Origin of the sequence: Streptomyces sp. sk2.1 (assembly GCF_008120935.1) — a bacterium.
GTDB lineage: Bacteria > Actinomycetota > Actinomycetes > Streptomycetales > Streptomycetaceae > Streptomyces.
The window spans coordinates 814048-826808 of sequence record NZ_RDBO01000020.1 but is presented as its reverse complement, the minus strand read 5'-3'; the positions used below and the strand labels follow the sequence as shown (position 1 = coordinate 826808).

The 12761-nt window shown below is 73.1% G+C and carries 11 protein-coding genes, 2 pseudogenes and 1 riboswitch; of the genes and pseudogenes, 7 read left to right on the top strand and 6 right to left on the bottom strand.

Features of this window, described 5'->3' with window-relative positions; all coding sequences use genetic code 11:
- Window positions 1-130: pseudogene (locus tag EAO76_RS45930) on the top strand (ATP-binding cassette domain-containing protein); the annotation flags it as partial.
- Here EAO76_RS45930 and thiO read toward each other — a convergent pair.
- A pseudogene (gene thiO / locus EAO76_RS07205) lies at window positions 97-1218 on the bottom strand (glycine oxidase ThiO); the annotation flags it as partial. The pseudogenes EAO76_RS45930 and thiO sit on opposite strands and share 34 nt — an antisense overlap.
- Window positions 1216-1328: riboswitch (TPP riboswitch) on the bottom strand. Its footprint overlaps the pseudogene before it by 3 nt.
- Window positions 1329-1379: 51 nt before the next feature.
- Here thiO and EAO76_RS07200 point away from each other — a divergent pair.
- The 6 genes from EAO76_RS07200 (at window position 1380) to EAO76_RS07175 (ending at window position 6415) form a co-directional block, all read left to right on the top strand.
- On the top strand, window positions 1380-1724 hold the full coding sequence (locus EAO76_RS07200) for a hypothetical protein (protein ID WP_148834456.1): 345 nt from the start codon (window positions 1380-1382) through the stop codon (window positions 1722-1724).
- Between the two features lie 28 nt (window positions 1725-1752).
- Window positions 1753-3009 (top strand): NAD(P)/FAD-dependent oxidoreductase, encoded by a 1257-nt coding sequence (locus EAO76_RS07195; RefSeq protein ID WP_148834454.1) that lies wholly within the window; start codon window positions 1753-1755, stop codon window positions 3007-3009.
- Window positions 3010-3165: 156 nt separating this feature from the next.
- Entirely contained in the window at window positions 3166-3531 is a 366-nt protein-coding gene (locus EAO76_RS07190; protein WP_148834452.1) for an Rv2175c family DNA-binding protein, read from the top strand.
- Between the two features lie 99 nt (window positions 3532-3630).
- Window positions 3631-4284: a thiamine phosphate synthase gene (gene thiE, locus EAO76_RS07185; protein WP_148834450.1), complete on the top strand. Its 654-nt coding sequence runs from the start codon at window positions 3631-3633 to the stop codon at window positions 4282-4284.
- A 220-nt stretch (window positions 4285-4504) separates the two neighbouring features.
- Entirely contained in the window at window positions 4505-5422 is a 918-nt protein-coding gene (metF, locus tag EAO76_RS07180; protein ID WP_148834448.1) for a methylenetetrahydrofolate reductase [NAD(P)H], read from the top strand.
- Between the two features lie 51 nt (window positions 5423-5473).
- The gene (locus tag EAO76_RS07175) at window positions 5474-6415 is read left to right on the top strand and encodes a hypothetical protein (RefSeq protein ID WP_148834446.1); all 942 of its coding nucleotides are present in this window, start codon (window positions 5474-5476) and stop codon (window positions 6413-6415) included.
- 70 nt (window positions 6416-6485) lie between these two features.
- Here EAO76_RS07175 and EAO76_RS07170 read toward each other — a convergent pair whose 3' ends face one another.
- From EAO76_RS07170 to EAO76_RS07150, 5 genes are all read right to left on the bottom strand, one after another.
- A complete protein-coding gene (locus EAO76_RS07170; RefSeq protein WP_148834444.1) occupies window positions 6486-8003 on the bottom strand; it encodes an NAD(P)/FAD-dependent oxidoreductase in 1518 nt (505 codons plus the stop codon).
- Window positions 8004-8033: 30 nt separating this feature from the next.
- On the bottom strand, window positions 8034-8651 hold the full coding sequence (locus EAO76_RS07165; RefSeq protein ID WP_148834442.1) for a DUF4126 domain-containing protein: 618 nt from the start codon (window positions 8649-8651) through the stop codon (window positions 8034-8036).
- A 430-nt stretch (window positions 8652-9081) separates the two neighbouring features.
- Window positions 9082-9693: a TetR/AcrR family transcriptional regulator gene (locus EAO76_RS07160; RefSeq protein ID WP_148834440.1), complete on the bottom strand. Its 612-nt coding sequence runs from the start codon at window positions 9691-9693 to the stop codon at window positions 9082-9084.
- Between the two features lie 29 nt (window positions 9694-9722).
- The gene (locus EAO76_RS07155; RefSeq protein WP_148834437.1) at window positions 9723-11810 is read right to left on the bottom strand and encodes a YhgE/Pip family protein; all 2088 of its coding nucleotides are present in this window, start codon (window positions 11808-11810) and stop codon (window positions 9723-9725) included.
- Window positions 11782-12606 carry an ATP-binding cassette domain-containing protein gene (locus tag EAO76_RS07150; protein WP_148834435.1) on the bottom strand — a complete coding sequence of 275 codons (825 nt, stop codon included), beginning with the start codon at window positions 12604-12606 and terminating at the stop codon, window positions 11782-11784. The genes EAO76_RS07155 and EAO76_RS07150 overlap by 29 nt, the downstream gene beginning before the upstream one ends.
- Between the last annotated feature and the right edge of the window lie 155 nt (window positions 12607-12761).

Here is a 12761-nt window from a genome sequence, read left to right as displayed (position 1 = left end):
GGTCACCCTGGTCGGACCGTCCGGCTGCGGCAAGACCACCACGATGATGATGGTGAACCGGCTGATCGAGCCGTCGTCGGGCCGGATCCTGGTGGACGGCGAGGACATCTCGGGGGTCGACCCGGTGAGGAACTCCGCCATGACGTCACCGGTGACGGGGGTGAGCAGCACCCCGTTGCGGTGGTGGCCGGTGGCGAGGTGCAGGCCGGGCAGGGCGGTGGGGCCCAGCAGCGGGGCGTRGTCGGGGGAGGCGGGACGCAGACCGGCCAGGGCCTCGGTGAGCGGCAGCTCGGTGATGCCGGGGACCAGCTCGTGGGCGTCCCGCAGCAGTTCGTAGACGCCGCCCGCGGTGACGGTGGTGTCCCAGCCCAGCTCCTCGCTGGTGGCGCCGACGACCAGCTCGCCGTTCTCGCGCGGGACCAGGTAGACGTGGCTGCCCCGGACCACGGCCCGCACCGTCCGGCTGAGGAAGGGCGCGTACGGGGCGGGCACGGTCAGCCGGAGCACCTGCCCCTTGACCGGCCGGACCGGCGGCACGACCTCGTCCGGCAGCCCCGGGAGCCGGCCGCTGAGGCTGCCCGCGGCGAGCACGACCTGGTCGGCCGCCAGTTCCGTACCCCCGCCGAGCACCGCCCCGGCGGCCCGGCCGCCCCGTACCGTCAGGCGCTCCGCCCGGTCGCGGTGGAAGGCCACCCCGGCCCGCTCGCAGGCGGTCAGCAGGGCGGCGGCCAGCCGGCGGGGATCGATCTGGTGGTCGCCGTCGACCCGCAGCCCGCCCCGGACCCCCGGCGCCAGCATCGGCTCCAGCCGGCGGCACTCGCGGCCGGTGAGCCACTGGGACACCAGCCCGGACCGCTGCTGGAGGGCGTGCAGCTCCCGCAGGTGGGCGCGGTCGTCGGCGTCCAGGGCGACGGCCAGGGTGCCGCAGGCGCGAAAGCCGGTCTCCCGCCCGCTCGCCTCCTCCAGCTCGGCCACGAAGGCCGGGTAGCGGGCGGCCGAGGCGACGTTGAGACCGAGCAACAGCTCCTCGCCGTAGTGGAGCTCGGTGACGGCGGCCAGCATGCCGGCCGCCACCCGGGCGGCCCCGCCGCCCGGTTCGGGATCGGCGACCGCGGTGCGCAGTCCGCGCTGTGCGGCCCGCCAGGCGGTCACCAGACCGATGATCCCGCCCCCGATGACGAGGACGTCGGATCCCTTCCCGTTTCCGGAAGAACGCATGGGCGTCCAGCCCCTCCCTTCGCCGGCATGACCCGGATCAGGTTCGTACGGTCGGAGGCCGCCCAGCCTCCCTCTCAGCCCGGTGCGTCCGGGCTCCCGCGAGTGTCTTACGTTGGCCACCCTAAACCCCGCCGTCCCGGCCCAGTAAGGGAGCAGTCACCGTGGCCCGTTCGCTCGACGGACTCGTCCTCGCCCCGGTCGCCGACCAGGCCCCGGGCCAGGTCGGCACCCGCACCCGCTTCACGTACCACGAGCGGGACGGCCGGATCTGGGCCGACTACGCGGGCGGCGACGTGGTCCGCGGCCACCTCGTCGGCACCCGGGACGGCGACACCCTCGACTTCAGGTACGTCCAGCTGAAGCGGGACGGGACGACCTCCGGCGGCCACTGCGTCTCCACCGTCGTGGACCTCGCGGACGGCCGGGTCCGGCTGGAGGAGCGGTGGGAGTGGGAGTCGCAGGAGGGCCGCGGGACGAGCACGGTCGAGGAGATCCCCTCTTCCTGACGAAATATCAGGTGCTTATGGTGTACGGGTGAGCGATCAGCAGCAGTCAGAGCAGCCGGACCGGCGGCCGGGGCGCCGCGTCGTCGTCGTGGGCGCGGGCATGGCGGGCGTGCAGACCGCGGTGGCCCTGCGGGAACAGGGCTTCGCCGGTCCCGTCACCCTGATCGGAGCCGAACCCCATCAGCCCTACGACCGGCCCCCGTTGTCCAAGGCGGTGCTGCTCGGCAAGGCCGAGGACTCCGCCTTCGAGGTCGACTTCGAGGCGCTGGACATCGAACTGCGGCTGGGCGTCGAGGTCACCGGCGTACGACCGGACGCACACGAACTGGACACCCCCGCGGGCCCCGTCGGCTACGACGTCCTGGTGATCGCGACCGGCGCCGAACCGGTCGTGCTGCCCGGCACCGAGGGCGTTCCCGGCGTCCACCTGCTGCGCACCCTCGACGACGCGGCCCGGCTGCGCCCGGTCCTCGACGGGCGGCACGACGTCGTGGTCGTCGGCGCGGGCTGGATCGGCGCCGAGTTCGCCACCGCGGCCCGCGCCGCGGGCTGCGGGGTCACCGTCGTCGAGGCCGCCGACCGGCCCCTCGCGGGCGCGATGCCCGCCGAGGTCGCCGCCCCGATGGCCGACTGGTACGCCGGGATCGGCGCCGAACTCCTCACCGGGGCCCGGGTCGACCACATCGAACCGGGCCGGGTGGTCCTCGCGGACGGCCGCGCGCTCCCGGCCGGGGCGGTCGTCGTCGGGATCGGCGCACGGCCCGCCACCGGCTGGCTGGCCGGCTCCGGCATCGAGCTCGGCCCCGACGGATCGGTGACCGCCGACGGGGCGCTGCGCACCTCGGCGCCCGATGTGTACGCGGTCGGCGACTGCGCCTCGTTCCCCTCCGCCCGGTACGGCGAACGCCTGCTCGTCCACCACTGGGACAACGCCCTCCAGGGCCCGCGCACCGCCGCCGCCAACATCATCGGCACGGCGGCCGACGGCGCCTTCGAGCCGCTGGCGTACGACCCCGTGCCGTACTTCTGGTCCGAGCAGTTCGACCGGTTCGTGCAGTACGCGGGCCACCACGGCGACGCCGACACCCTGCTGTGGCGCGGCGATCCGGCGGACCCCGCCTGGTCGGTGTGCTGGCTGCGCGACGGCGTCCTGGTCGCGGTCCTCGCCGTCGGCCGCCCGCGCGACCTGGCACAGGGGCGCAAGCTCATCGAGGCGGGGGCGCCGCTCGATCCGGAACGGGCCGCCGACCCCGCCGTACCGCTGAAGGCGGCGGTCCGCGGCTGAGGACCCGCCGGGCGGCCGTCCTCGGTATTCGCGGTGGGGGAACGAGGCCGACGGGGCCGAACAGGGGCCGCCGAGGGGCCGGGGGAGCGGTTCGGGACGCCCTGAAGGGCCGAGTCCGGGTATCGGCTGTCAGTGCGGGATGGCAGGCTTGTCCTCGTGACCGAGATTGACGCAAAGATCGATGCTCTCGTCCCTGCCTGGCTCCACCTCCCCGACATCGCGGAAATGCTCGATGTCGAGGTGACGCGTGTGCGGCAGCTGGTCAAGGAGGGCCAGCTGATCGCCGTACGCCGTGGTGAGAACCGGGCGCTCCAGGTGCCGGCCGCCTTCATCGACGGCACCAGGGTGGTCAAGGGCCTCTCCGGCACCCTGACGCTCCTGAAGGACGACGGCTACACCGACGAAGAGATGCTGGAGTGGCTCTTCACCCCCGACCCGACCCTGCCCGGCACCCCCGCCCAGGCACTGAGCGAGAATCGCGGCACGGAGGTGAAGCGCCGCGCCCAGGCGCTCGCCGTCTGACCACAGGCCCGGTGCGAGCGGGCGGACGGCGCGGCCCCGCGCCGTCCGCCCCTGCCCCGGGCTGCCTTCCGCACCGCTCTCCCAGGGGGAACCGCACCGATGTCCACGCTCCGCGCCACGCTGTCCGAGGCCCGGCTCTATCTGTGCACGGACGCCCGCAGGCGCCAGGGCGACCTCCCCGCCTTCCTCGACGCCGTGCTCGCCGCCGGGGTGGACATCGTCCAGCTGCGCGACAAGGGCATGGAGGCGGCCGAGGAGCTCGACCACCTCGCCGTGTTCGCCGACGCGTGCCGACGCCACGGCAAGCTCCTCGCGGTGAACGACCGGGCCGATGTCGCCCACGCCATCGGCTCCGACGTGCTGCACCTCGGCCAGGGCGACCTGCCGGTGCCCGCGGCCCGCGCCGTCCTCGGCGACGACGTGCTGATCGGCCGCTCCACGCACGCCGGGTCCGAGGTCGACGCGGCCGTCGCCGAGCCCGGCGTGGACTACTTCTGCACCGGCCCCTGCTGGCCCACCCCGACCAAGCCCGGACGGCACGCCCCCGGCCTCGGCCTCGTCCGGTACGCCGCCTCGCTCGACCAGCCGCGCCCCTGGTTCGCCATCGGCGGCATCGACGCCGGCAACCTCGACGAGGTGCTGGACGCCGGGGCCCGCCGGGTCGTCGTCGTACGGGCGATCACCGAGGCCGCCGACCCGGGCGCCGCCACCGCCGAGCTGGCCCGCCGGATCAGGGCGCGCGCCGGAGTGTGATCCCGGCCGGACGGTCGTGACCGGGGACGGGCTGCCGGGACCGTGACCGGGCCGGATGCCCGGACCGGGACCGGAGCGGGCGTTCGGAGCGGGACCGGACACGGACGTTCAGGGGCGTGATCCGGCCCGGGTGTCCGAAGGATGGACAAACAACCCGTCAATTCGGACAATTCACCCTGGTCCGGTCCTATGGTCGTCATGCTCTGGTTAACCTGCCGGTATGGCCCTTGGCACACCATCCACCAGGACGGATCACGCACGCACGGTGCGTGAGCTCCTCGCGACCGGCAAGACCTCCTACTCCTTCGAGTTCTGGGCCCCCAAGACCGAGCGGGGCGAGCGGAACCTCTGGAACGCGCTGCGCCGGGTCGAGGCGGTGGGGCCGAGCTTCGTCTCCGTGACCTACGGGGCCGGCGGTTCCACCCGGGCCGGGACGGTGCGGGCCACCCAGCAGATCGCGGCCGACTCCACCCTCACCCCGGTCGCCCACCTCACGGCGGTCAACCATTCCGTCGCCGAGCTGCGCAACATGATCGGGCAGTACGCGGACGCCGGGATCCGGAACATCCTCGCCGTGCGCGGGGACCCGCCGGGCGACCCGATGGGCGAGTGGGTCAAGCACCCCCAGGGCGTGCGATACGCGGCGGACCTCGTCCGGCTCATCAAGGAATCCGGCGATTTCTGCGTCGGCGTCGCGGCATTTCCCGAGATGCACCCCCGTTCGACCGACTGGGACACCGACATCCGGCATTTCGTGGACAAGTGCCGGGCCGGGGCCGACTACGCGATCACCCAGATGTTCTTCGATCCGGAGGATTATCTGCGGATGCGTGACCGAGTGGTCGCCGCGGGTTGCGAAACCCCGATCATTCCCGAGGTCATGCCACTGACCAGCGTCAAACAACTGGACAGATTCGCGCAGCTCAGCAACGCGTCCTTCCCCGCGTCCCTGAAAGAACGGATCCTCGCGGCCAAGGACGATCCCGCCGCTGTACGCTCCATTGGAATCGACTTCGCAACGCGGTTCTGCGCGAGGCTGCGATCCGAGGGTGTGCCCGGACTGCACTTCATCACGCTCAACAACTCGACGGCGACGCTCGAAATCTACGAGAATCTCGGACTGCACAAGCAGTCGTGACCGGCCGTACCCGCCGCTACCCGGGGCGGGTGGCCGCAGAAGGGGGCGGGCATGGGCTGGACGGTCCTCTACATCGCGTTCGGAATCGTCGCGCTGTGGCTGCTCGGTGAAGTGCTCCTGCAGTACAAGGCGCGCCTTCGCTGGAGACTGCTGGCCTTCGCGGGCTTCGCCTGCGTGGTCGTCGGGGTGCTCATCCCGTCCGTGCTCGTCATCGTCCTCGGCACGATCGCCTTCGCGACCGGGCAGACCCAGGTCACGCTCTCCTTCCGACGGGGCTTCTCCACCGGCTGGGCCATAGGGGGCAACCCCGGTGTGAGCCGGCGCCGCCGGGGCGGGAACGGGGACGGGCGGCAGGGCCGCGGACCCACGCTCCAGGTCTCGGACCTGGAGCTGGAGCACGACGGACGGACCCCGCCGCCGCCCGCCGAGGCCCCCGCGGTCTACGAGCCGGAGCCCATGCCGGACGACACCGGGCAGTACGGCGTCTACTCCGACGGTCACCGGGCGGGCCAGGACGGCCGGTCCGCCTCCCTCCCGCAGCAGCCCCCGCACGCCCCGTACGACCCCTACGCCGAGCCCACCACCGCGTACGGCGCACCGGGCCAGGACGCGTACGCCGCCCAGGACCCCCTCGCCGGGCAGTACGACTACGGCACGCAGCAGCAGTACGCCGCGTACTCCGACCCGTACATCGGGACCGGCACCGCCGGGGGCCCCGCTGGGTACCCGTCGTACGACGGGTACAACAACGGCAACGACTACGACAGCTTCGGGGGACAGCAGCAGTACGCCCCCGACCCGTACGCCCAGCAGCCGTACATGGAGGAGACGTTCGGCAGCTGGTACGTCTCCGGCGGCATCCGGGCCCTGGCCCAGGCGGTGCACGAGCGGTGCCTGGCCCGGAGGGTGGAGTTCGTCCTGGGGTGCGAGGTGGCCCCCCCGAACGGCTACAACAACGGCAGCGGCTACGACGAACAGCAGTACCGCTACTGAGCCGCAGCCGCAGCCGCAGCCGTGGCCGCCGTCGGCGGCCGGTCCCGCGGTCCGGACGGCCCCCGGGTGCTCACCGGGAGCCCCGGAACCCGTCCCCCTCCACGATCAGCCCGGCGACCAGGGCCCCCGACATGCCCGCGTGGGCGAGTCCACCGCCCGGGTGCGACCAGCCGCCCGCGGCGTAGAGCCCCGGCAGCCGGGTGAGGTTGCCCGGACGCAGATACGCGCCGCCCGCCCCGGCCAGTACGGGCGCGGGCACCGAACCGCCCTCCGCGCCGGTCCGCGCCGCCGTGTCCGCCGGGGTCCGCACCTCGGCGTGCAGCAGCCGCTCCCGTATCCCGGGCACGGCCGCGGCGGCGGCCCCGATCATCGAATCGGCACACCGCCCGCGCACCGCCGGGTCCGTCCAGTCCACCGGGCCCTGCGGGGCGACCGTCGCCATCAGCGTCACCGCCTCGTGGCCGTCGTCGGGACGGGTCGACGGGTCGTCCGGGCGCAGCACCGTCACCGTGGGGTGCTCGGCGAGCCGTCCGCCGAACACCGCCTCGCGCTCCGCCGCACCGTCCGCCGGGTGCACCAGCGTCCGGTGCACGGTGTCCGCGGGCCGGGCGCCGCGCAGCGAGAGCAGCACCAGGAACCGGCCCGGCACCAGCTCCTGCCCCGCACCCTGCCGGGCCGTCACGTCCTCGTCCTGCCAGGACTCCCGACCCGGCACCAGACCGGGGCGGGGCGGGGCGCCCAGCACCACGTGATCGGCCTCGGCGACCGTCCCGTCCGCCAGCTCGACCCCCGCCGCCCGGCCGTCCTTCTCGACGATCCGGGCCACCTCGCACCCCAGGACGAACTCCACCCTCCGGGCCAGGCACCGCTCGTGCACCGCCTGGGCCAGGGCCCGGATGCCGCCGGAGACGTACCAGCTGCCGAACGTCTCCTCCATGTACGGCAGCAGGGCCGCCGACGCCGGTGCGCGCACCGGGTCCAGCCCGTACGACAGGGCGTACCCGTCGAGGAGCGCGGCCAGCCGGGGGTCCGACAGCTCCCACGCGCCGACCTCCGCCACCGTGCCCGCCTGCCGGGCGGAACGCAGCAGCCGGCGCTGCCGGAGCGCCGGATAGGGATCGCGGTCGAACACCTGCCGGTCGGGGCGCAACGGCTCCTCCAGCAGCGGACGCCGCGACCGGTCCCAGGCGTCGCGCGCCCGGTCCAGGAACCCGCCCCACGCCGCGCCCGCGCCGCCGCCGAGTGCCGCGTCCAGGGCGGAGACCACCCCGGCCCGCGAGGCGTTCGGCAGCGACACCGCCGTGCCGTCCGCGAACAGGTGCCGGCTCGCCGGATCGACCTGGGTCAGCCCGACGCACCGCTCCAGCGGCTCCTTGCCCGTCTTCACGAACAGGTCGCGATAGACGGCGGGCAGATGGAGCAGAGCCGGACCGGTGTCGAAGACGAAGCCCTCACGGGCGTACCGGCCCACCGAACCGCCGAAGGTCTCCGACCGCTCGTACACCGTCACCCGGTGGCCTGCCACGGCGAGCCGGGCGGCCGCCGCCATCGCGCCCATCCCGGCGCCGATCACCGCAATACGTGCCATGTCAGTGACCTTAACGGCCGCCGCCGACCGTCAGTCCGGCGGCTGGTACGCGCCCGCCCGGGCCAGTCGCCGCTCCTCGCGCCGCTGCTTCCTGCGCCGCAGGAAGCGCCGGATCCTGGAGAACAGGAAGGCCACGATCACCATGCCGAGCAGCAGCAGCGTCCCCGCGATGACCGCGGCCGCCACCGGATGGAATATCGCGAAGGTGATGATCCCGGCGACGCCCAGGTCCTCGACGATGCTCATGACGATGTTGCTGAACGGCTCGGGAGAGGTGTTGACCGCCATTCTGGTGCCGGCCTTCACCAGATGGCTCATCAGCGCGGTGGAACCGCCGATCGCCGCCGCCGCGAGTTCCGGGAGCGAACCGTCGTCACCGGCCAGCAGCGCCGCCACGACGGCACCGGCCACCGGCCTGATGACGGTGTGCACCGAGTCCCAGACCGAGTCCATGTAGGGGACCTTGTCCGCCACCACCTCGCAGAGGAAGAGCACCCCGGCCACCACCAGGACGTCGGTGCGCTGGAGGGCGTCGGGCACCTCGTCGCTCAGACCGGTCGTACCGAAAATGCCGAGGAGCAGGACCACCGCGTAGGCGTTGATCCCGCTGGCCCAGCCGCTTGTGAACACCAGAGGGAGTACGGACACGGACGCGATCGTAGGCCAGATGGCGTACGGCGCGGGACGGGTTCGGTGCGCAGGTCTGAGTATCCGTACCTAGACCGCGAGATGAGTAGGTACGCGGATGGGCTCCCACCTGCCCGGACGGGAGAGTGGTGGGCACGGAGAGGGGCGCCGCGCAGGCACCGCCGGCACGGGGCGGCGGAACGGTCGCGGCACTCCCCTCCGGAACGGGGGAGCACGACGGAGGACTCGGGGCCACGGGGGACACGGGGCCACGGGGGAAGTCCTCCAGCAGCTACGGAAGGCGCCGGTCCGGCGCGGACCCGGGAGACCGGGTCCCACCGGACCGGCGCCTTCCGTATGCGCTCCGCCCGTCACGCGGTTCTGTCCGCAAGTGCTTCGCCCGCCGCGTACTTCTGTCCGCCGCGCGCTTCCGTCCGCCGGGGCGGGCGGCTCAGCGCCCGCTGACCCGCCCGTGCAGCAGCAGCGACAACGCCGAGTGCACGTCGTCGATCGACCGCTCGGGCTGGAACGCCTGCCAGTCCAGGGCCGCCACCAGCACCATGCCGACCAGCGCGGCGGCCGTCAGCGGGATGTCGATCTCCCGGCTCAGCTCGCCGTTCTCCACCCCTTCGCGCAGCACGCCCTCGACCACCGCGACGGCTTCCTGACGCACCACCAGGAGGGTTCCCTGCCAGGCCCGGTTGGTGCGCCACAGCTCCGCGACGTACAGCTGGGTGAACGCCGGGTACCGGTCGATGAAGACCAGGCCGGCCCGGATCATCGCGTCCAGCGCCTCGACCCGGGTGCCGCCGAGCCGCCCGGTCTCCTCGGCCGCGGAGCGCAGCGAGGCGGTGAGCAGCCCGACGCCGTGCCGCAGCAACTCCTCGAAGAGTTCGGTCTTGCTCTTGAAGTTGTAGTAGACCGTGCCCTTGGCGACCCCGGCGCGCTCGGCGATCTCGTCCACCGTGGTGGCCGAGAAGCCCTTCTCCGCGATGAGGGTCACGGCCGCCTCGTAGAGCTTCTGCCGGGTGGCCCGGCGACGCGTGGTGCTGCTGCTTTCCATGCCCCTGATTCTCACAGGTCCCGGCGCGCTCACAGGCTCAGTTCCGGGTGGAGCCGGTCCAGGGTCCATACCTGCTTGCGGCGTGCGGCGACCGCGGTCAGGGCGAGCGCCCCGGCCGTGAAGGCCAGCAGCACCGCGCTGCCCTGCCAGACCGGGCCGAGCCCGCCACCGGTGATCAGCCGGCGCAGTCCCTCGACGATGTAACTCATCGGCAGGTAGGGGTGGATCGCGTTGAAGAAGCCCGGACTGGTCTGGACGGGGTACGTTCCGCCGGCCGAGGTCAGCTGGAGCATCAGCACCGCCAGGACGAGGATGCGTCCCGCGGCGCCGAACCGGGCGTTCAGCCACTGCACGATCGCCGCGAAGCAGCAGGTCACCAGGGCCAGGAAGGCGATCGTCCCGGCGGCCCGGGTCATCTGCAGCCCCAGTCCCCAGTGCAGTACGGCCATCAGGGCGGCCACCTGGAGCAGCCCGATCGCGGCCACCGGCAGCCAGCCCGCGAAGGCGATCCGCCAGGCGGAGGCCCCGGCGGCGAGCGCCCGCCGGTTGAGCGGCTGGATCAGCATGTACGCCACCATCGCGCCGACCCACAGGGAGAGCGGGATGAAGTACGGGGCGAAACCGGTGCCGTAGTTGGGGGCCTTGTGCAGTGACTCGGAGGCCAGCTGCACCGGGTCGGCCATGACTCCCGTACGGGCGTCGCGGTCCTTCTTGTCGTAGTCGGGAATCCTGCCGACGCCGTCGTCGAGCCCCTCGGCGAGGGTGGTCGAGCCGTCGCCGAGCCGGATCAGCCCGCTGTCCAGGTTCACCGCGCCCTTCCTGAGGTCGCTCACCCCGGTGTCCAGGTCGGCGGAGCCGGTCCTGGCCGTGGTGAGGCCGGTGTGCAGGTCGTTCGCCCCCTTGGCGACCTTGTGCGCACCGGTGTTCAGCGCGTTCACCTTCTTGACGGCGGATTCCAGGTCCTCGTCCAGGCGCGGCGCGTGCTCGGCCAGGTCCTCGGCCTGCCGCTGGAGCGTGGCCAGCCGGGTGCGCAGCTCCTTCAGGTCCCCGTTCTGGCTCGTGACCAGAACGTTCACGTCGTCGGCGACCTTCGCGACATCGGCCGCGGCGGTCGTGGCGCGCTTCAGCGGCGGACAGACGTCGGGGTCGGCGTCCTGCTCCTGCGCGCAGCTGGTGCGGTAGAGCTCGGCCAGGTCGTCGGAGGCCGTGTGGGCGGCGGTGGCCGCGGTGGGGGCGGCCTTCACGAGCAGGTCGAGGTTGTCCCGCACGGCCTGCGAGGAGTCGGCGACCAGCCGGGCGGTGTCGCCGATCGACTTGCCGTTGTCCTTCAGGAACGGACGGACGTCGGTTGCCACCCCGTTCACCTTGTCGGCGAGCTGCTGGGTGCCCTCGGCCACCTGGCGGGAGCCGGTCTCGAGGTCGCCCGCACCCTTGTTCAGCTTGACGATGCCGCCGGCCAGCCGGCCGCTGCCGGCCTTGGCGTCCTTCAGCCCGTCGGCGAGGTCCTGCGAGCCCTTCTTCGCCCTGCCGATGCCGCCCTTGAGGTCGTCGGCGCCCTTGGCGGCCTTCTCCGTCGCGTCGTGGAGGTCGGAGAAGTTGATGAAGATCCGGTCGAGGAAGCCGCGCGAGGCGTTGGTCGACGCGGCGGTGCGCACCTCGGAGAACACCGTCCGGGAGATCTGCCCCACGATGTAGTTGTTGGCGTCGTTGGTGCGCACCTGGAGCGCGCCGGTCTCGGGGGAGTCGCCCGAGCTGGACGCGATCCGCTCGCTGAAGTCCGAGGGCATGGTGAGCGAGAGGTAGTACGTGCCGTCCTCGACGCCCTCGGCGGCCTCGGCGGAGCTCACCTCGTGCCAGTCGAACACCTTGGAGTCGAGGAGCTTGTCGGTGATCTCGTCACCGGCCGTGATGCGCTTCCCGGCCGCGGTGGCGCCCTTGTCGTCGTTGACCAGCGCGACGGGGATCCTGTCGAGGCGCCCGTACGGGTCCCAGAAGGACCACAGGTACAGGGCGCCGTAGAGCAGCGGCAGGAGCAGGAGCGCGACCAGTGCGGCGCGCGGCAGCTTTCCCCTGCCGAAGCGCTTGAGCTCAAGCGCGGCGAGTCTCGGCGAACGCATCGGCCGTCCCCTTCCCGGTCGTGGTCCCGTCGGCCGTGCCGGCCGTGTTCTCCGTGTCGTCGGCCGTGCTCTTCGTGCTGCCGCCGTCGTCGGTGCCCTGTGCGGTGGCGGTGCGCAGGGTGAGGGCGTCCTCGGGGGCCTGGCTGCAGACGGCGAGCACGGTCGTGCCGCCGGCCGCGACGGACCGCAGCAGCTCCCACGCCTCGGCGCGCTCGGAGTCGGAGAGCTTGAGGTCGGTGTCGTCCACCGCGAGCAGCCGGGGGCCGCCGATCAGCGCCAGCGCGACGGAGAGCCGCAGCGCCTCCAGCCGCTCCAGATCCCGTACGGAGGTCCGCTCGGCCTTGGGCAGGGTGGCCGGGTCGAGCCCCGCTGCGGCCAGCGCCGTGTCGATCCGCTCCTGCGCGGTGGCGGTCCGCTCGGCGCGCGGGCGCAGCAGGGCGCGCAGCGAACCGCCGTAGCGGCGCTGGAGCAGGGCCCGCTCCCGCAGGTGCTCGGCGACGGTGAAGGCCGGGTCGAGCTCGCTGACGCCGGGCACCGGGCCCAGGGCGCAGACGCGGCGCACCGCCGCCATCTTGCGCGGCAGGCGCAGTCCGCCGACCTCCGCGTGGCCCTCGGTGGGGCGCATCCGGCCGGTGAGGGCGAGCAGCAGGCAGGTGCGGCCGGAGCCGGAGGGGCCCTCGATCGCCACCAGCGAGCCGGGTCCGGCCTCGACGTCCACGCCGCGGAAGGCCCAGCCGCGCGGTCCCTTGAGGCCGAGATTCCCGGCGGTGACGGCTGCCCCGTGCGGGCTGTCCACTGACCCTCCCCTGATTTTGAACTGACCAGTCAGTCCAAAAAGGTAGCCCGAACTCGCGATCGAGGCAAAAGGGCAGGTCAGTGCGGTCGCGACGGGGACTGTCAGTGGTGCCCCTCACGATGGATGCATACGGCCACGGAGTCGTTACACGAGAC

What these genes read in the sequence shown, in the direction of transcription:
- EAO76_RS07175 (WP_148834446.1), top strand. Translation starts at nt 5,474, where the DNA reads ATGGGCTGGACGGTCCTCTACATCGCGTTCGGAATCGTCGCGCTGTGG.
- EAO76_RS07160 (WP_148834440.1), bottom strand. Translation starts at nt 9,693, where the DNA reads ATGGAAAGCAGCAGCACCACGCGTCGCCGGGCCACCCGGCAGAAGCTC.
- EAO76_RS07170 (WP_148834444.1), bottom strand. Translation starts at nt 8,003, where the DNA reads ATGGCACGTATTGCGGTGATCGGCGCCGGGATGGGCGCGATGGCGGCG.
- thiE (WP_148834450.1), top strand. Translation starts at nt 3,631, where the DNA reads ATGTCCACGCTCCGCGCCACGCTGTCCGAGGCCCGGCTCTATCTGTGC.
- EAO76_RS07155 (WP_148834437.1), bottom strand. Translation starts at nt 11,810, where the DNA reads ATGCGTTCGCCGAGACTCGCCGCGCTTGAGCTCAAGCGCTTCGGCAGG.
- metF (WP_148834448.1), top strand. Translation starts at nt 4,505, where the DNA reads ATGGCCCTTGGCACACCATCCACCAGGACGGATCACGCACGCACGGTG.